Below are 18,307 nucleotides of genomic sequence, written 5' to 3' on the forward strand. Positions count from 1 at the left end.
CCGCTGCCCCCGGAAGCCCCGCAGACCCCCGCCGACGGCCGCGAACGGCCCCCCGTCGTACTGCTCCACGGCCTGGTCGACAACCGCTCCGTCTTCGTGATGCTGCGCCGCTCCCTCGCCCGGCACGGCTGGGACCGGCTCATGTCGCTCAACTACTCCCCGCTGACCTTCGACATACGGTCGGCCGCCGAGCTGCTGGGGCAGCACATCGAGGAGATCTGCGTCCGCACCGGCCACCGCCAGGTCGATGTCATCGGGCACAGCATGGGCGGCCTGATCGCCCGTTACTACGCACAGCGACTGGGCGGCGATACCCGGATCCGTACGCTCGTCACGCTCGGTACGCCCCATGAGGGCACCACCGTCGTACCGTTCGCGGACGCCCACCCGGTGGTGCGGCAGATGCGCCCGGGATCGGGCCTGATCGACGAGCTGCGGCTGCCCGCGCCCGGCTGCCGCACCCGGTTCGTGAGCTTCTGGAGCGACATGGACCAGCTCATGGACCCGGTCGAGACGGCCCGTATCGAACACCCCGATCTGCTGGCGCAGAACGTCCGGGTGAGCGGCCTCGGGCATCTGACACTGCCGGTCCATCCCGCGGTCGCGGCGGGTGTCCGACACGTCCTCGAATCCGGTTTTCTGCCCGATCTCGGGTCGGGTATCGACCTCGGCGAGGGTCCCCCCGCAACCGAAGGCCCGGCGTCCGTCGCCTGACCGCCGGAAACCGACGCCGGTAACCCCCGTGTTCGACGCCGACCCGCGGCCAACATCCGCGGTCGCCACCGCAATCACCACCGCGACCGCCGCCGATCGCCGTCCGCGACCACCCTTGCCGCTCGAACACGTTTCGAACGTACGGCCAAGCCTGTGCCCGCAGTCCCCCGAAACACGGCCGAATGCCCGTTTCCGCTGAGCCCAAAACCTGCGGAAGATTGTCGCCGTCGCATACCGCCGGGTACAGTCGCGGCCACTGCTTTCCCTCTGAGGTCCTTCTCCCACAGGACCGGATCTCAGACCCTGGTCCTGCTGCCGAGGCGAGAGAGAAGTTGGTGAACGACCAGCACGCCCACGCCGGGTACGCCGGATACGACGGTTACCAGAACGGCAGCTTCGCGACCGACCCGCTCTTCGGCTCCCTGCCGGGCGGTTACGAGGGGACTCCGGCCCACAACGGGCCGTACGAGCAGCAGTACGACACCGGCGGCCAGTGGGACAGCGCCGCGCAGCAGCAGAGCGCCGGATACGACGCTTACGCCACACCGCAGTACGAATCGCAGTACGGGCAGTACGACGCGAGCGGCCAGTGGGCGGACCCCACCGCCGGCGGCACCGGCTACCAGCAGTCCGCGGACTACCAGCCGTTGGCGGACATCCCGGTCCAGTCGGCCGGGCCGGACGCGACGGGCCAGTGGGACGCCGACGCCTGGAACCAGGCGAATCAGCTCAACGGCACCGGCCACGCCGGGCAGTTCGAAAACGCCCCGCTCGGCAGTGCCCCCTTCGATAACAGCCAGTTCGACAACGGCCAGTTCGAGAACGCGCCGTACGGATACGACGCCCTGGGCCAGCCTGTCGCGGCGCCGTTCGACCCGGCGCAGGGCGCGCAGTTCGAGACCGCGCCCTTCGACGCCGAGCAGTTCGCGGCCGCGCCGATCGGGTACGAGCCGACCGCGCAGTGGATCGCGCCGACGTTCGACTCCGGGGCGTACGACGCCACCGCGTGGAACTCGGCCGGGACAGCACCCGACCCGGCGCAGGACACCCTCCTCGTGGACGCCGATGTCGCGGGCGCACCGGACCAGTACGGCCACCAGTACGCGGCGGACGGCGCGTACGACGCGCAGGAGCAGTACGCGGCGGACCCGGCGGACCCGTACGGTGCAGCCCCGTACGACCCGGACGCCGAGTACGGCGCCCCCGGGCCCGAGCCTGAACCCGGTGCGGAAGGCGCGGAGGCCGGCTTCGACGCCGAGTCCGGCCATGAGGCCGAGGACGGCGCGGACGCGGATGACGCTCCCGGTACCGGCTCCGGCGACTTCGGCTCCGAGGCCGACTCGCTGCACATGGCCCCGACCATGACCGTGCCCGCCGTAACCGTGACGCCCCGTCCGGTACGCCGGTCCGGCGGCGGGAACGGCAGCCGGGGCCGACGCCGTACCCCCGCCAAGCGCTCCGCGCTTCTCACGGTCGCCGTCCCCTCCGCCTGTGTGATGGGCGTCGCCGGTATCGCCGCCGCCTCCGTCGGCGGCCTCGGCGAGGAGGCCCCGGAGGAGACCAGGACCACCGCCACGGCCGCCGACCCGTCCACCGTCAAACCCGTCGCCGCCAACAACAAGCTGGACACCCAGCTCGCCGCGCTCAGCGCCGACGCCAGGGACTTCGGTGACAGGGCCAGCCGTACGCAGGAGCGCATCGACCTCAAGGCGCGGCAGGAGGCGGAGCGCAAGCAGCGCGAGGCCGACGCGGCACGCAAGGAGGCCCTGCGGCCCAAGTTCGCGCTGCCGGTCGCGGCGCACGGCCTCAGCGCGTACTACGGCCAGGCCGGCATCAACTGGATGTCCGTGCACACCGGGATCGACTTCCCGGTCTCGTACGGCACACCGGTGATGGCCGCGACCGACGGGACCGTACGGACGCAGTACAACAGCGCGTACGGCAACATGGCCATCGTGACCTCGCCCGACGGCACGGAGACGTGGTACTGCCACCTCAGCAGTACGAAGATCCGTTACGGCACGGTCAAGGCCGGCGACGTCATCGCCTATTCGGGGAACTCGGGCAACTCCACCGGTCCGCATCTGCACTTCGAGGTACGGCCCGGCGGCGGCTCCGCGATAGACCCGCTGTCCTGGCTCCGCAGCCACGGCCTGGACCCGACGTAAAGGACGCGCCAGGCGGGGCGGTCCGGTGCCGGCCGGCAAGATCAAGCCCGTCCGGCGATTAAGGACAAACCGCCCACCCCGGCGCGGGGGCCCCTACAGCTTTTCCACCGGCGCGTACCTCAGCAGCAGTTGCTTGGGCTTGGGGTCGCCGAAGTCGACCGTCGCCTGCGCGTTCGCACCCGTGCCCGTCACCGCCATGACCGTGCCGAGGCCGAACTGGTCGTGGGTGACCCGGTCTCCGACCGCCAGCGAGATCACCGGCTTGTCGCTCATACGCCGGGTGGCGAAGCCCGCGGCGCCGGACCGCGAGCGCGAGCCGGAGCCGGTTCCGCCCGCCGCCGCGGACAGCGACGACGCGATCGAGGTGGTCGGCCCAGCCGGGATCTGCGCTCCGGTCCGCTTCCACTCCAGGTGCTGGCCCGGAATCTCCTCCAGGAACCGCGACGGCGGGTTGTACGCGGGCTGCCCCCACGCGCTCCGCATCGACGACCGTGTCAGATACAGCCGTTCGCGGGCGCGGGTGATGCCGACATACGCCAGCCGCCGCTCCTCCTCCAGCTCCTTCGTCTGGCCCAGGGCGCGCATGTGCGGGAAGACGCCGTCCTCCATGCCCGACAGGAACACCACAGGGAACTCAAGGCCCTTGGCGGTGTGCAGCGTCATCAGGGTGATGACACCGGATCCTTCCTCGTCCTCGTCGGGGATCTGGTCGGAGTCGGCGACGAGCGCCACCTGCTCCAGGAATTCCGCGAGCGTGCCCGTCGCGGCCGGGGCGGCCGCCGTGCCCGTGTCGTCGGCCGCCGCTGCCGCCTGGGCGCGCTCCTGCTCGAATTCCAGGGCCACCGCCGCCAGTTCCTGGAGGTTCTCGATACGGGTCTCGTCCTGCGGGTCGGTCGAGGCCTGCAACTCGGCCAGATAGCCGGTCCGTTCGAGCACGGCCTCCAGCACCGTCGCCGGTCCCGCGCCCGACTCGACGACCGTGGTCAGCTCCTCCATCAGCGTGTTGAAGCGCTTGACGGCGTTGGCGGAGCGTGCCGCCATGCCGTACGCCTCGTCCACCCGCCGCAGAGCCTGCGGGAAGGTGATCCGCTCCCGCTGCGCGAGGGCGTCGATCATGGCCTCCGCGCGGTCCCCGATGCCCCGCTTGGGGACGTTGAGGATACGGCGCAGCGGGACGTTGTCCTCCGGGTTGGCGAGGACGCGCAGATAGGCCAGCACATCGCGGACCTCCTTGCGCTCGTAGAAGCGCACCCCGCCGACGACCTTGTAGGGCAGGCCGACCCGGATGAAGATCTCCTCGAAGACACGGGACTGCGCGTTTGTACGGTAGAAGACTGCGACATCGCCCGCCTTGGCCTCGCCCGCGTCCGTCAGCCGGTCGATCTCGTCGGCGACGAACTGCGCCTCGTCGTGCTCCGTGTCCGCGACATAGCCGGTGATCCGGGCGCCGGCGCCCGCCTTTGTCCACAGATTCTTCGGACGGCGGCTCTCGTTGCGCTCGATGACCGCGTTGGCGGCGCTGAGAATCGTCTGTGTGGAGCGGTAGTTCTGCTCCAGCAAAATCGTGGTCGCGTCCGGGTAGTCCTCCTCGAACTGGAGGATGTTACGGATAGTGGCGCCGCGGAAGGCGTAGATCGACTGGTCGGCGTCACCGACGACACACAGCTCGGCCGGGTCGTGGTCCTCGCCGGACGGGCCCACCAGCTCGCGGACGAGCGTGTACTGGGCGTGGTTCGTGTCCTGGTACTCGTCCACCAGCACATGGCGGAAGCGCCGCCTGTAGTGCTCGGCCACATCCGGGAACGCCTGGAGCAGATGGACGGTGGTCATGATGATGTCGTCAAAGTCCAGCGCGTTGGCCTCGCGCAGCCGCGCCTGGTACATCCGGTACGCCTCGGCGAGCGTCTTCTCGAAGCCGTCGGCGGCCTGTCCCGCGTACGTCTCCTCGTCGATCAGCTCGTTCTTCAGATTCGAGATCTTGGCGCTGAAGGACTTCGGCGGATAGCGCTTGGGGTCGAGGTCCAGATCGCGGCAGACCAGGGCCATCAGCCGCTTGGAGTCGGCGGCGTCGTAGATCGAGAACGACGAGGTGAAGCCGAGCCTCTTTGACTCGCGGCGCAGGATACGGACGCAGGCGCTGTGGAAGGTCATCACCCACATGGCCCCGGCGCGCGGGCCGACGAGCTGCTCGACCCGCTCCTTCATCTCGCCGGCGGCCTTGTTGGTGAAGGTGATCGCCAGTATCTGGCCGGGGTGGACACTGCGGGTGCCCAGCAGATGCGCGATCCGGTGGGTGAGGACCCGGGTCTTGCCGGAACCGGCTCCGGCCACGATGAGCAGGGGCGATCCCGTGTGCACCACGGCCGCGCGCTGCTCCTCGTTCAGCCCTTCGAGCAGCGCGGCGGGGTCCACGACGGTCCGCGGAGAGCCGTCGCGGTGGTACGCGTCGCGCGCCGGGGGCATGTCGTACGCACCCTCGAAGAGATCGTCGGGCACCGCCTCCTGGGCGTGCTCGTCATGGTCCTCGGGCGGCGGCGGGGGCTCGTCGCCGGAGGGCTGGAGGTCCGCCAGGAAGTTGTCGTCAAAGAGGCTGCTCATCGCTTTCCGAGTCTATTGCGCCGCACTGACAGCCCGCGCCCGCCTTGGGAAGACTCCGGCACCCCCGCCTTGAGCGGACTCCGCCACTCCGGGGTGCGGCGACCATCTGATCACACAAAGTGACGAAAATGCCCTCGCGGCCCCCGTTCGACCCTTTGCAGCGACCTTCCAGCATCACATAAGCAAATGGTCACGAAAATGTATCGGGCATATCGCCCATCGTCCTTCACATGAGGACCACAGTTTGGCTAGCGTGCTCGCTCAGGCAGCCCGAACCCCCCTAGGCGATCCGCGCCGAGCGGGCGACCTTTGCCGAAATCGGACATTCCAGAAGGAAGTTCGACGGAAGGAGATGCTGGCCTTGGCGTCGCATCGCAAGTCGCGCACCCGTGGCGGAGTACGCACCAACTCCCCCGCCGTCGGTCTCACGACGGCCGCCCTCGCTTCGGTCACGCTGCTCTCGACGCAGAGCGCGAACGCCGCGCCCGCCGAGCCCAGGCCGTCGGTCGAAGAGGTGCAGAAGAAGGTCGACGACCTGTACCGCCAGGCCGGTGGCGCGACACAGCAGTACAACAAGGCCAAAGAGGCCACGGAGAAGCAGAAGCGCACGGTCGGCCGGGTGCTGGACGAGGTCGCCAAGCGCGCGGACAAGCTGAACGAGGCCCGCCGTACGCTCGGCGGCTTCGCGTCCGCGCAGTACCGCGAGGGCGGGCTCGGCCAGACCGCCGCCCTGCTGTTCGCCGACAGCCCGCAGGCGTACTTCGAGCAGACGCAGATGATGGACCGGCTGGCGGACCGTCAGCGCGGTGTTCTCGCCGACTACCAGGCGCAGCAGGCCGCAGCGGCGAAGGAGCGGGCGCAGGCGGCGAAGAGCCTGGAGTCGCTGACCGCGTCGCAGGCCGCCTTGCGGACCAGCAAGGAGAACGTACAGAAGAAGCTCGGAGCGGCCCGTGCGCTGCTGTCCCGGCTGACCGCCGAGGAGCAGGAGCGGCTGGCGGCGCTGGAGCGCAAGAAGGAGGAAGAGGCTCGCAGAAAGGCCGAGGCGAGAGCCAAGGAGGAGGCCCGCGCGAAGGCCGAGGCCGAGCGGCTGCGCGAGCAGCAGCAGGCCGCGGAGCCGCCTTCGGCCGGTACGGACACGGGTACGGACACCAGCCCCGGTACGAGCACCGGTACGGGCACGGACACCGGCTCCGGTACCTCCGGCGGCGGTTACGCCACCAAGGCCGCCAAGGTCCTCGCCTTCGCACGCGCGCAGATAGGCAAGCCGTACGTCTGGGGCGCGTCGGGACCGAGTTCGTACGACTGCTCCGGTCTGACCCAGGCCGCGTGGCGGGAGGCGGGCGTACAGCTTCCCCGTACCACCTGGGAGCAGGTCGAGGTCGGCACGCGCGTCTCGACCGGGGATCTGCTCCCCGGCGATCTGGTCTTCTTCTACGACGACATCAGCCACGTCGGCATCTACATAGGCGACGGCATGATGATCCACGCCCCCAAGCCGGGCGCGAACGTGCGCGAGGAGTCGATCTACTACATGCCGATCTACGGCAGCGTCCGCCCGGCCTGAAACGGCCCGGAGGCGGGGCCGCGGCGCCGGTCAGGTCCAGAGCGTCGCGATGAGGACATTGGCGAGCGTCAGGCCGCCGACCGCGCCGAACAGGCCCTTCGGCGCGGTCTCCTCGTCACGCTTCACATAGACCACGCCCAGGATCACCACCAGGACCGCCAGCTTGATCCCGATCTTGATGTTGTTCACGGGGTTGTCGTCGGCCTGGTTGAGGCCCACCAGGACGACGCCCGTGACCAGCATCGTCAGCGCCCCGTGCAGCATCGCCGGGCTGAACCGGGCCGTGCCGGCGCTCATCGACTTCATCTGGGTCAGAAAGCCGCCGAGCAGCGACGCTATGCCGATGATGTGCAGGGCGACAAAGACATTGATGAGTACGTCCATGTCGGGAGCCTAGGCCCATACCACCTCTTCGTGGTGGGGAGGGGCTCTGTTTCCCTATCGGCCGGGTCGGACCGGAAGAGCGCGGTTCCGCCGGGACCCGTCCGGTCACAAAGCGGTCCGGAAGTCTCACCTCCGGCCAATAGCGGCCATGCCGTCACCGGGCTGTGACCTCTCGCCCTAGCGTCCCTCTCCGGGCGGCCGACTCGTACCGCCCGACCGCACGGACGTGAGGAAGTGGACGCCCCCGTGGCAGCGCACCGAAAACGCAAGCAGCGCCGGCTCACCGGCCCGACCGGCCGTACCGCCGCCACCCTGGCTGTCGCCGGGGCCGCGACCGCCGGCGCGGCCACCCCCGCGCACGGGGAGCCCCGGCTCACCCCCGCCCAGGTCAGGGCGGAGATCGACGGCCTGTACGAGGAGGCCGAGGCGGCGACGGAGCGGTACAACGGGGCGAAGGAGAAGGCGGACGAGGCCCGTGGCTCCCTGACGGAGCTGCGGAACGAGGCCGCCCGCAGGACGGACCGGCTCAACGCCGCGCGCGACGCGCTCGGTTCGGTCGCCGCCGCGCAGTACCGCGGGGGTACGGGCGGCCTCGACCCCGCCGTACAGCTCGCCCTCAGCTCAGGGCCCGACGAGTTCCTGGAGCGCGCGGGGCTCGCCGAACGGGCCGGGGCCCGGCAGGCCGCGATGGTCACCGGGATCCGCAAGGAACTCGCGTCGATCGCCCAGCTCCGCGACCGTGCCGACGGGCGGCTCGGCGAGTTCGAGGCCCGCCGGGCGGAGCTGGCCCGGCACAAGGCCACCGTCCGGAAGAAGCTCGACTCCGCACACGCCCTCCTGGACCGGCTCACGGCCCCGGAGCGCGCCCGGTACGCGCAGGAGGCCAGGAACAGCCCGTACGGCGCGTACACGGCCCGCGCGGCGCGTGCGACGGCCGGGGGCGCGCTGCTCGCGCCCGACTCGCGCGCCGCGGCGGCCGTGGCGTACGCGTACGGGGCGATCGGCAAGCCGTACGCCTGGGGCGCGACCGGGCCCGGCGCGTTCGACTGCTCGGGCCTGACGCAGGCCGCCTGGCGCGCGGCGGGCGTCGCCCTGCCCCGTACCACCTACACCCAGATCGGCGCGGGGCGGCAGATCACGCGCGACCGGCTCGCCCCCGGCGATCTGGTGTTCTTCTTCTCCCGTGTGAGCCATGTCGGCATCTATGTGGGCGGCGGGCAGATGATCCACGCGCCGCGCCCGGGCTCGGCGGTGCGGATGGCACCGGTCGACGAGATGCCGTTCGCGGGCGCGACGCGGCCCGCCTGAGAAGGCTGAGGGCTGCCCGGATCCGTCCTGGACACCGGCCCCGTAACCGGGACGGACCACCCCGGATGCCCCTTTCCCGACTTCGCGTCACGATGAGCAGCAGTACGCCGTCGGCCGCGAAAGGGAAGCCGTGAGACGAGCCACCGCCGTCAGAGCGTCGGTCCTCACCGTCGGCGCGCTCTTCGTACTGGCACCGGTCGGTGTCACGCCCAAGGGCTGCGGCGATCTCTCCGGCGGCCGGCTCTGTATCGAGGGCCCGATCGGCGGTGCGGGCCGGTTCACCACGCGGTACGTCCAGCACACGGACCGGCCCGGCACCGCCGTACGCCTCGGCTATCAGCGCAAGGACGACCGGATCGTGGCGTTCCCGGGGTGGTTCGGGACACGGCACACCCGGCACGGCCGCGCCGAGCTGGCCCGTACGCTCGACACCGCGCCGGGCGAGTGCATCCGCGGTCTGATGGAGCACCGGAACCGGACGTACATCACCCAGTGGCGCTGCTCCTAGGCCGCCGCTTCAGGCGCCCTGGCGCCTGCTTGACGGTCGCTGTCTGAGCGGCCGGGAGCTCGATCGGCCTCAGCTTGTGCGGCCGCAGCTCAGACCAGTCTGCGGGCCGTCGCCCAGCGCGTCAGCTCGTGCCGGTTGGAGAGCTGGAGCTTCCGCAGAACCGCCGAGACATGCGACTCCACGGTCTTCACCGAGATGAAGAGCTGTTTGGCGATCTCCTTGTACGCGTATCCCCGCGCGATCAGCCGCAGCACCTCGCGCTCCCGCTGGGTGAGCCGGTCCAGGTCCTCGTCCACCGGCGGCGCGTCCGTCGACGCGAAGGCGTCGAGGACGAATCCGGCGAGCCGCGGCGAGAACACCGCGTCGCCCTCCTGCACCCGGAAGATCGAGTCGACCAGATCCGTGCCGGTGATCGTCTTGGTCACATAACCACGGGCACCGCCCCTGATCACACCGATGACGTCCTCGGCCGCGTCCGAGACCGACAGCGCCAGGAACCGCACCGGATTCTCGGGCGCCGCCATCATCGGCGCGCAGCGCCGCAGCACCTCGACCCCGCCGCCGCCCGGCAGATGGACGTCGAGCAGGACGACCTCGGGGCGGGTCGCCGTGATCACGGTCACCGCCTGGTCCACGTCGGCCGCCTCACCGACGACCTCGACACCCGTCTGTTCGGTGCGGCCGATCTCCGCCTGTACTCCCGTACGGAACATCCGGTGGTCGTCGACGAGCACGACCCGTACACGACGGCCGTCCCCGGCCGGGGTCCCGCCGCTGTCCGCCGGACTGCCGTTGGCCTGTACGCCCTCGTTCATGGTCTCTGCCCCTCGTCCTCGTCATCCGGTCCTCGTCGCGCGGCGGGACGCGACGGGTTCATCCGTCCGCCCGTTCCATCTCCAGCTCGACCTCCGTGCCGCCACCGGGCACCGAACGCAGTCTGGCCGTCCCGCCGTTGCGCTGCATGCGGCCGATGACCGACTCCCGTACGCCCATCCGGTCCGCCGGCACGGCGTCCAGGTCGAACCCGGGGCCGCGGTCCCTTACGGAGAGGAAGACCGTACGGCCCTCCACCTCCGCGAAGACCTGTACCGCGCCCCCATCGCCACCGTACTTGGCGGCGTTGACCATTGCCTCGCGCGCGGCCTGCATCTGTGCCGCCAGTTTCTCGTCGAGCGGGCAGTCCCCGACGACCACGACCTCGATCGGCACTCCGTGGTGGTCCTCCACCTCGGCCGCCGTCCGTTTCACCGCCTCGGCGAGGGTGGCCGGCTCGTCCTCCTCGTCCTTGCCCCGGCCCTCCGGCCTGTAGAGCCAGGCCCGCAGCTCCCGCTCCTGGGCGCGGGCGAGCCGGCGGACCTCGCCGCCGTCGTCCGCGTTGCGCTGGATCAGGGTGAGGGTGTGCAGCACGGAGTCATGGACATGGGCGGCGACCTCGGCACGCTCCTGTGCGCGGATACGCATCAGCCGCTCCTCGGACAGGTCCTGTGTCATCCGTACGAGCCAGGGCCCGGCGAGCAGGGCGACCCCGGCGACGACGGCGATGGCCCCGGTCAGTACGTTGCCGAACTGGGCGGCCGAGCCGCGCACCACCATGAACACGGCGAGGCCGAGGCCGACCAGGGCGACCCCGGCGAGGGTGCGCGCGAGCTGGAAGAGCCGACGACGGCGGCCGACCTCGGTCCAGCGGGCCCGGCGCGCGTTGTCGGCCTGACGCCACACCAGGACGACACCCGCGCCTATCAGCAGCAGCGGCCAGATGTAGCGGTCGGCGTGGCTGCGGCCGAAATTGACATTGCCGACGAAGATCCCGGCACCGATCACCAGCGCGATCAGCGCGAAGATCTGGCCCTTGTCGGGCTTGCGCAGCCGGCGTCTGCCGTCCGGGCTGATCTCGAACAGGGTGCGGGGCTCGACCGCCGTGCCGCCGACACCGAGCGGTACGACGATCCAGAAGACGGCATAGAGCAGGGCACCCAGGCCCTGCGCCATGAAGAGACCGAGGAAGACCAGCCGGACCCAGACGACCGGCAGCCCCAGATGCCCGGCGAGCCCGCGCGCCACACCGCCGAGCAGCCGGCCGTCCGCGCTGCGGTACAGCTTGCGCGTCGGCTGCTCGTCCGGCGCTGGGGCGCGGTAGGAAGCGGACGCGGCAGGCGCGGCAGGGCGCGGCGGGGCGGCTGGCATGCCTTCGATGGTCACATGGCGGGGCGCGGGGGTACATCAGGGTCAGGCCCCTGAGACGACCCTGATGCGCGTACCTGACAACTCCGGGCGGTGTACGGCGCGGTGGATGCCTTGTGGGTACGGGTTCGGTACGGGCCGGTACGAGGTGATCCCCCGGCGGCACCCGTCGCCCCGCGTGGCATCCCTCCGGAACGACCGGATCACAAACGTCCGTGATCCCTGAGGTTGTCCCCCGGCCGATATCAGGGAGAGCCCAGGGTCGGGGTGGCTGGAGGCACGGGATCCGGGCCGTCACCATGGACGTATGACCCAGCCGTCGGCCCAGTCGCCTCCCGACCCGCGCACCGCGCCGCCCGCGGCAGAGCCGTCCTCGCCGGACGCCTCCGCCGCGGGTGCCGCGGCCGCGGGCACTTCCGGTGCCGGCGGCACGGGCACGTCCGGCGCGGGAGGCACGGGCTCGACGGACGCTGCGGCGCCGCAGCTCCAGCGCAGCCAGCGGCAGAAGGTGATCGCGGGCGTGTGCGGCGGGCTCGGGCGGTACTGCGATGTGGATCCGGTGATCTTCCGGATCGTCATCGGGGTGCTCTCGGTCACCGGCGGGATAGGGCTGATCTTCTACGGCTTCGCCTGGCTGCTGATCCCGCAGGAGGGCCAGGAGGAGAACGAGGCGCGCAGGCTGCTGTCGGGACGTGTCGACGGCGCATCGCTGATCGCCGTGCTGCTGGCGTTGATCGGCTGCGGGCTGTTCCTGTCGATGCTGGGCAATGACGGCACGCTGGGCTTCGCCGCGATGCTGTCGACGGCCGTCGTGGGGTCCGCCGTGTGGTCGCAGCGCCGCCGTGCCGCCGCGCCCCATGGCAGCGTGCTGGACCCGGCGACGGCGCAGGCGGTGGCGGAGGCGCCGCCGGAGACCATGGCGCCGCCGGTCCCGGGCCTGCACTCGTGGTGGCGCGATCCCATAGTCAAGGACGGCACCACGGGCCCGGCCTCGACGCAGTTCTATCTCTGGGGCCCGGAGGACGGCGAAGCCGACAGGAGCGGGCCCTGGCACCGCTCGCTCAGCGGCACCACGGAGCGGCAGGCCCGCCCCCGGGGGCCGCGCGGGATCGGCGGCAGTGTGCTGCTGCTCGCGCTGATGGCGGGCGGCCTCGGCGCCGGCCTGTCGTGGGGGAGCCAACCGTTCGGCACGAGCCTGCAGACAGGCCTGACGGCCGCGCTCGCGGTCTTCGGGCTCGGCCTCGCGGTCAGCGCCTTCCTGGGCCGTACGGGCATAGGGACGATCTTCCTGACCGTCGTCACCGCCGTGCTGCTCGCGGGCGCGACGGCGGTCCCGAAGAACATCACCACGGAGTGGGGCCGCCAGCACTGGATACCGGTGTCGGAAGACTCGGTGAAACCGCGGTACGAACTGGGCTCCGGCGTCGGCACGCTCGACCTGACCCGGCTCACGGTGCCCAGGGGCCGTACGGTCAGTACGTCGGCCGAGGTGGGCGCCGGACAGCTCAAGGTGGTCGTACCGCAGGGGATGACGGTGCGGCTGCGAGCCCAGGCGGGGCTCGGGGATGTGCGGCTGCCCGGGGACCCGCCGAACGATGTGGACATCGCCCCCGACCAGTCCAGGCAGCGCACGCTCACCCCGCGGGCGGGCTCGGCCCCGGCCGGCACGCTCGATCTGAGGCTCGAAGTCGGTCTGGGACAGGTGGAGGTGACCCGTGCCACGTCATGAGATGCGCCATGAGATGCGTCCCGGCCGGCTGGTGGCGGGACTGTCGGTGCTGGCCGCGGCCGCCGCGTACGGAGGCGACGCGGCGGGCTCCTGGCACACCCCGTGGTACGCGGTGTTCCCGGTGGTGTTCGGCGGCCTGTTCCTGGCCATGTGGGTGGCCGCGGCGGACCACCTCGTACGGCGCTACATACGCGGGCGTCGGTTCGCCAGCGCGGAGTCGAGCGAGAACACCGGGGCACCGGCGAGTACCAGCGGCAGCCACGCCATCAGATAGGCGAGGTCATTGCCGTAGTAGTACGGATCGCTCTGCCAGCTCACGGTCAGCCAGAGGCTCAGGGAGATCACGGCACCGCCGAAGGCGGCGAGCCGGGCCAGCAGTCCGAAGAGGGTGCCCAGGCCCACGGCGAGTTCACCGATGGCGATGGCGTAGCCGAACCCGGCGGGGTTCTTGAGGGCGAGATCGACCAGCGCGGGGATGGCCGAGCTGTCTCTGACCGCCCGCATCATCTCGCCGACCGACCCCGTGCCGGTCGACGCGAAGAAGCCACCCTGGGTCAGCTTGTCGATTCCCGCGTAGATGAAGGTGACGCCCAGGAATATCCGCAATGGAAGCAGCGCGTAGCGGCCGGCGTTCTCACGCCAGCCGTGGCGCTCTCCTCCGAGTTGCCCGTAGCTGTCCGTCCGGTAGCCATACGTCATCGCCCGTCCGCCTCTCCCCTGTCCCACACCGCTGCCGCGGGAGCGTATGCCCACACGGCCCCTCGCCCATGCATACGCAGCAGACGCGCCGGGCGCTCAGTCCTGGCAGGGGACCACGGTCACGGCCCGGCTTCAAGAGCGGGGACCGATGGCCGGGGAAGGAGAAACACGGGGCAAGGGCAAGGGCCCATGGCCGGGTGGCCTCGGCCGGCGCCCCTCAGTCCGTGACCTCGACGATCCTCAGTCCATGACCTCGACGATCACACGGTTGGTCTCGACGCCCGCCGCCGTGACGACCTGCACCTCCACCGAGCCCGGTTCCACCTCCACCGGGACAGGCACGGTGAGGCAGGTGTCCGACGGGTTGGCGAAGCCTCCGGGGACCGGCACCAGGGGGACATGGACATGGACGGAGCCGATCCGGACGACCATCCGGGCCAGCCGGTCCGGGGTGCCCGCGCCGGGCGGTACGAAGCCCGCGCCGCGGATCTCGATGTCGTCGCCGGTACGGATGGGGGCGTCCAGATCGCCCGCTTCCCTGGCCCGTACGACCGACAGTACGAGGGGCCGGCCGCCCTCGGCGTACTTGCCGGTGAAGTAGGTGGCGGCGGAGACCGCGACCAGCAGGGCCAGCGCCCAGGGCAGATCGGGGAGTTGCTCGGGCCGCCGGGCGAGGCGTACGGCGGAGAAGATCAGGGCGGCGGCGTTCACCACGACGTACTGGACATCGGTGAAGCTGCCGCGCCCGCCGTCGTCGCAGAGCAGATCGGCCAGCCGCGGGCGCTCGGCCCGTACCTTCTGGAGCCGCTGGGCCAGGACCCGTACGGACACCACCCGGCGTACGACCACGGCGATGGCGCACACCACGGCCAGGACGGTCACCATGCCGGCCCCCCGGGCCAGATCGAGCCCGGCGATCAGCTCGTCGCGCCTCTTGTGCCCGGAGGCGCCCGCGAGTTGGAGCGCGAGTACGAGCACGGAGAAGACGACCAGCAGCACCCAGGCCGAGGCGACGGTCCGCGAGGTGGACAGACGGTTGTCCTCGCCGATCAGCGGCGCGAGCAGCCCGCCGCGGGCCCGGTGGAATCTGGCCGCCACGGTCAGCAGGGCGCCGACGACGAGCGCGGCGACCAGCCCTGCCGTACGGGCGGCGCTCCAGCCGGCCCCTATCGCGGTCACGGACTGTGCCAGCGCGAGTGCCACGACAGCGCCGCCCACCACGAACAGGGTGTGCCGCCACACGGCGTGCAGCCAGGCGTCGCCCGCCTCGCGGCTGCGTTCGGCCACCGCCCTCGCGGACTGGGTGAGTTCGTCGGACACCCACTGGCGGGAGGCGCTCGCGGAGTACGCGACCGCGGCGGGCAGGCCCTGGCCCGCGGCCAGTTCGTCCCGCTTCGCCAGGAACGCCGCCACGGCCCGCCGGTGCCCCTCGCGCGCTCCGTGCGGGCAGTCACCGCACGTACAGCCCCCGCCGTGCACACCCTCTCGCGCCACTTGCACCGCCACGCCGTCTGCCGCCTTCCCCGCCCCGCCTGCCCGTGAACTTCCTTGCACCGTCTGGGAATTGTGCCGTACGGAAGGAGGCCCGTACGCAGTCGCCCCGGTCGCGGCGGGTGAGAACACGGTTACGGTGTTGACTCACACGCACCATCGGCACCACGGGCCCCGATGCCACCGGCACCGGCACCGGCCCAACCGGACCCGCCGACCCCGGCGGACCCGCCGGGTCCAGGACCCGACAAGCCGGTCCAGGATCCGGCAACCGGCCCCGGCCGCCGGCTGTCATTCCCCGCCCGGGGTCACTCCCACTCGATCGTGCCCGGCGGCTTGCTCGTCACATCGAGGACGACGCGGTTGACGTCGGCGACCTCGTTGGTGATCCGCGTGGAGATCCGGGCCAGCACGTCGTACGGCATCCGCGTCCAGTCCGCCGTCATCGCGTCCTCGGACGAGACCGGCCGCAGCACGATCGGATGGCCGTAGGTCCGTCCGTCGCCCTGGACACCGACGGACCGTACATCCGCGAGCAGGACCACCGGGCACTGCCAGATGTCCCGGTCGAGACCGGCGGCGGTCAGCTCCTCGCGGGCGATCGCGTCCGCCTCGCGCAGCAGGTCGAGCCGCTCGCGCGTGACCTCGCCGACGATCCGGATCCCGAGGCCGGGTCCCGGGAAGGGCTGGCGGTGGACGATCTCGTCCGGCAGCCCCAGCTCCTGGCCGACCATCCTGACCTCGTCCTTGAACAGCTTGCGCAGCGGTTCGACGAGCTGGAACTCGATGTCGTCGGGGAGCCCGCCGACATTGTGGTGGGACTTGATGTTGGCAGTGCCGGTGCCGCCGCCGGACTCGACGACATCCGGGTAGAGCGTGCCCTGCACCAGGAACGCCACGTCCTCGCCCTCGGCGCCCGCCTCGGCCACGATCTCGGCCTGGGCCTGCTCGAAGACCCGGATGAACTCACGGCCGATGATCTTCCGCTTCTGCTCGGGGTCGGACACCCCGGCGAGCGCGGTGAGGAAGCGCTCCTGCGCGTCGACGACCTTGAGCTGGACGCCCGTGGCGGCGACGAAGTCCTTCTCGACCTGCTCGGTCTCGCCCTTGCGCATCAGCCCGTGGTCGACATACACACAGGTGAGCTGGGCGCCGATGGCCCGCTGGACCAGCGCGGCGGCCACGGCCGAGTCCACACCGCCCGACAGACCGCAGATGGCGCGCTTGGTGCCGACCCGCTCCCTGACCAGGGCGATCTGTTCGTCCAGCACATTGGCGGTGGTCCAGGTCGGCTCGATGCCGGCGCCCCGGTAGAGGAAGTGCTCCAGGACCTGCTGGCCATGGGTGGAGTGCATCACCTCGGGGTGGTGCTGGACTCCGTACAGCCGCTTCTCGTCGTTCTCGAAGGCCGCCACGGGCACGACGTCCGTGGACGCGGTGACGGTGAAGCCCGCGGGCGCGGCGGAACAGGCGTCGCCGTGCGACATCCAGACCGCCTGCTCGGCCGGGGTGCCCTCGAAGAGGGTGGAGCCGGTCTTGGAGACATGCAGCGGGGTACGGCCGTACTCACGCGCCCCGGTGTTGTCGACGGTGCCACCGAGCGCGGTCGCCATGAGCTGGAAGCCGTAGCACATGCCGAAGACCGGGACACCGGCCTCGAAGAGCGCGCGGTCCACGCTGGGCGCGTTCTCCGCGTACACGGAGGACGGGCCGCCGGAGAGGATGATCGCCTTCGGGTTCCTCGCCAGCATCTCGGCCACGGGCATCGTGGACGGGACGATCTCGCTGTAGACCCGGGCCTCCCGGACGCGACGGGCGATGAGCTGGGCGTACTGCGCACCGAAGTCGACGACGAGGACGACATCGGGGGCGGCGGGGGGCGCTGCTGGCACGGGGCGGCCTTCCGGCGGTGAACACGAGCGGGAGTGATTGGTCTCGATTCTACCGGGGAGGGCCGATGCCCTCGGTCCACCCGGTGCTCCGGGCCCAACGGGTAAGGCTGTTACGGCGAGGGGCAGCGGTATGTCCCGCCGGCCGTACGTCTCACCATCCGAACCCCAGTGATCCGCGCGGCGGCGACCGGTCCATACTGGGGTCATGCGCGAGCAGCTCACCTTCGTCTTTACCTATGGCACCGGCCCGTCCGGCTGCCATGGTCGTGCTGCTTGAGCTGACAAGCGACCTCCCAGGCGCCCCGGGCCGACAAGGCCCGGGGCGTCTGTCGCGTTCGGGCCCTCAGGACCCGCGGGGCGCACACTCCCCCGACAAGGACCTCACGATGCAGACCAGCCCCACCCCCGACCCGTCCGCCGTGCCCGCCACCGGTGCCACTCCCGACCCGTCCGCCGTTCCTGACCCGGCCACCACGCCTGTCACCGGCGCCACATCTGTCACCGGCGCCGCTCCCGCCACCGCGGCTGCGGACACCACCGGTGCGCGTACGGACCAGGCCGCCGCGGTGATCGGCGGTGCGCGGGAGCGTATCGACGCGCTGGACGACCGGATCATCGGTCTCGTCCAGGAACGGGTGGCGGTCTCGGCCGTCGTCCAGGACGCCCGGATCCGCTCCGGGGGCCGCCGGGTCAGCCTCTCCCGCGAGATGGAGATCCTCAGCCGCTACCGGGAGGCCCTCGGCAAGCCGGGCACGGCGCTGGCGATGACCCTGCTGGAACTGAGCCGGGGCCGCATCTGAGTTCGGGCCCGCTCTCACCCGTACGGCGCGTGACCGGGTCCGGAGGGGCTTCGTTGGACCAGGCGTCCGTGCCACCCAGGGGCGGGCTCGCAGAGAAGAGAGCACCACGCGTGGCTCCGCCGGGGCGTGCGACGTACCGCAGATACGTCGTGGGACCTCGCCCCGGCGCCAGTGACCGGCAGGCAGGGGACAGCAGCCCGGTCACCCAACGGCGGTCGGCTCCGGGGACGCCCGGGCCCGGCCGCCCCGGTCTTCCGTCCTCCCCCCACCC

General features: G+C 71.3%; 15 protein-coding genes. 8 read left to right on the forward strand and 7 right to left on the reverse strand.

What is annotated here, in order from left to right; all coding sequences use genetic code 11:
- On the forward strand, positions 1 to 714 hold a 714-nt coding region (locus tag WH07_RS09015; RefSeq protein WP_046497588.1), incomplete at its 5' end, for an esterase/lipase family protein.
- Between the two features lie 335 nt (positions 715 to 1,049).
- Positions 1,050 to 2,882, forward strand: a complete 1,833-nt coding sequence (locus WH07_RS09020) for a M23 family metallopeptidase (protein WP_046497589.1) — start codon at positions 1,050 to 1,052, stop codon at positions 2,880 to 2,882.
- A 93-nt stretch (positions 2,883 to 2,975) separates the two neighbouring features.
- Here WH07_RS09020 and pcrA read toward each other — a convergent pair whose 3' ends face one another.
- Positions 2,976 to 5,480 carry a DNA helicase PcrA gene (pcrA, locus tag WH07_RS09025; RefSeq protein WP_046497591.1) on the reverse strand — a complete coding sequence of 835 codons (2,505 nt, stop codon included), beginning with the start codon at positions 5,478 to 5,480 and terminating at the stop codon, positions 2,976 to 2,978.
- Positions 5,481 to 5,832: 352 nt separating this feature from the next.
- Between pcrA and WH07_RS09030 the strand changes: the two genes are divergently transcribed.
- The gene (locus WH07_RS09030; RefSeq protein WP_046497595.1) at positions 5,833 to 7,044 is read left to right on the forward strand and encodes a C40 family peptidase; all 1,212 of its coding nucleotides are present in this window, start codon (positions 5,833 to 5,835) and stop codon (positions 7,042 to 7,044) included.
- 30 nt (positions 7,045 to 7,074) lie between these two features.
- On the opposite strand, the gene WH07_RS09035 is transcribed toward WH07_RS09030, so the two are convergent.
- Complete coding sequence (locus WH07_RS09035) at positions 7,075 to 7,428, reverse strand: hypothetical protein (protein ID WP_046497597.1); 354 nt, start codon at positions 7,426 to 7,428, stop codon at positions 7,075 to 7,077.
- 246 nt (positions 7,429 to 7,674) lie between these two features.
- On the opposite strand from WH07_RS09035, the gene WH07_RS09040 reads away from it, so the two are divergent.
- Together WH07_RS09040 and WH07_RS09045 are read left to right on the forward strand one after the other, a co-directional pair.
- Complete coding sequence (locus WH07_RS09040; protein ID WP_046497615.1) at positions 7,675 to 8,736, forward strand: C40 family peptidase; 1,062 nt, start codon at positions 7,675 to 7,677, stop codon at positions 8,734 to 8,736.
- Positions 8,737 to 8,866: 130 nt separating this feature from the next.
- On the forward strand, positions 8,867 to 9,244 hold the full coding sequence (locus WH07_RS09045; RefSeq protein ID WP_052744304.1) for a hypothetical protein: 378 nt from the start codon (positions 8,867 to 8,869) through the stop codon (positions 9,242 to 9,244).
- Positions 9,245 to 9,333: 89 nt separating this feature from the next.
- Here WH07_RS09045 and WH07_RS09050 read toward each other — a convergent pair whose 3' ends face one another.
- Entirely contained in the window at positions 9,334 to 10,059 is a 726-nt protein-coding gene (locus tag WH07_RS09050) for a LuxR C-terminal-related transcriptional regulator (protein WP_046497601.1), read from the reverse strand.
- Positions 10,060 to 10,117: 58 nt separating this feature from the next.
- Entirely contained in the window at positions 10,118 to 11,428 is a 1,311-nt protein-coding gene (locus WH07_RS09055) for an ATP-binding protein (RefSeq protein ID WP_046497621.1), read from the reverse strand.
- A 304-nt stretch (positions 11,429 to 11,732) separates the two neighbouring features.
- On the opposite strand from WH07_RS09055, the gene WH07_RS09060 reads away from it, so the two are divergent.
- Both WH07_RS09060 and WH07_RS09065 read left to right on the forward strand, forming a co-directional pair.
- The gene (locus WH07_RS09060) at positions 11,733 to 13,154 is read left to right on the forward strand and encodes a PspC domain-containing protein (RefSeq protein ID WP_079023082.1); all 1,422 of its coding nucleotides are present in this window, start codon (positions 11,733 to 11,735) and stop codon (positions 13,152 to 13,154) included.
- Positions 13,141 to 13,428, forward strand: coding sequence for a hypothetical protein (locus tag WH07_RS09065; protein WP_232788786.1), 288 nt, complete (start codon positions 13,141 to 13,143; stop codon positions 13,426 to 13,428). The genes WH07_RS09060 and WH07_RS09065 overlap by 14 nt, the downstream gene beginning before the upstream one ends.
- On the opposite strand, the gene WH07_RS09070 is transcribed toward WH07_RS09065, so the two are convergent.
- From WH07_RS09070 to guaA, 3 genes are all read right to left on the reverse strand, one after another.
- Positions 13,338 to 13,853 carry a DoxX family protein gene (locus WH07_RS09070; RefSeq protein WP_046497606.1) on the reverse strand — a complete coding sequence of 172 codons (516 nt, stop codon included), beginning with the start codon at positions 13,851 to 13,853 and terminating at the stop codon, positions 13,338 to 13,340. The genes WH07_RS09065 and WH07_RS09070 overlap by 91 nt on opposite strands.
- Before the next feature lie 240 nt (positions 13,854 to 14,093).
- Positions 14,094 to 15,359 (reverse strand): hypothetical protein, encoded by a 1,266-nt coding sequence (locus WH07_RS09075; protein ID WP_079023083.1) that lies wholly within the window; start codon positions 15,357 to 15,359, stop codon positions 14,094 to 14,096.
- A 293-nt stretch (positions 15,360 to 15,652) separates the two neighbouring features.
- Positions 15,653 to 17,236, reverse strand: coding sequence for a glutamine-hydrolyzing GMP synthase (gene guaA / locus WH07_RS09080; RefSeq protein WP_046497612.1), 1,584 nt, complete (start codon positions 17,234 to 17,236; stop codon positions 15,653 to 15,655).
- A 386-nt stretch (positions 17,237 to 17,622) separates the two neighbouring features.
- Between guaA and WH07_RS09085 the strand changes: the two genes are divergently transcribed.
- Positions 17,623 to 18,036, forward strand: a complete 414-nt coding sequence (locus WH07_RS09085; protein WP_079023084.1) for a chorismate mutase — start codon at positions 17,623 to 17,625, stop codon at positions 18,034 to 18,036.
- Positions 18,037 to 18,307 lie beyond the last annotated feature (271 nt).

The sequence above is a fragment of the Streptomyces odonnellii genome, assembly GCF_000981895.1.
Lineage (GTDB): Bacteria > Actinomycetota > Actinomycetes > Streptomycetales > Streptomycetaceae > Streptomyces > Streptomyces odonnellii.

Coding starts and splice junctions, on each gene's coding strand:
- pcrA (WP_046497591.1), bottom strand. CDS start 5,480: ATGAGCAGCCTCTTTGACGACAACTTCCTGGCGGACCTCCAGCCCTCC.
- WH07_RS09030 (WP_046497595.1), top strand. CDS start 5,833: ATGCTGGCCTTGGCGTCGCATCGCAAGTCGCGCACCCGTGGCGGAGTA.
- WH07_RS09035 (WP_046497597.1), bottom strand. CDS start 7,428: ATGGACGTACTCATCAATGTCTTTGTCGCCCTGCACATCATCGGCATA.
- WH07_RS09050 (WP_046497601.1), bottom strand. CDS start 10,059: ATGAACGAGGGCGTACAGGCCAACGGCAGTCCGGCGGACAGCGGCGGG.
- WH07_RS09055 (WP_046497621.1), bottom strand. CDS start 11,428: ATGCCAGCCGCCCCGCCGCGCCCTGCCGCGCCTGCCGCGTCCGCTTCC.
- WH07_RS09060 (WP_079023082.1), top strand. CDS start 11,733: ATGACCCAGCCGTCGGCCCAGTCGCCTCCCGACCCGCGCACCGCGCCG.
- WH07_RS09070 (WP_046497606.1), bottom strand. CDS start 13,853: ATGACGTATGGCTACCGGACGGACAGCTACGGGCAACTCGGAGGAGAG.
- WH07_RS09085 (WP_079023084.1), top strand. CDS start 17,623: ATGCAGACCAGCCCCACCCCCGACCCGTCCGCCGTGCCCGCCACCGGT.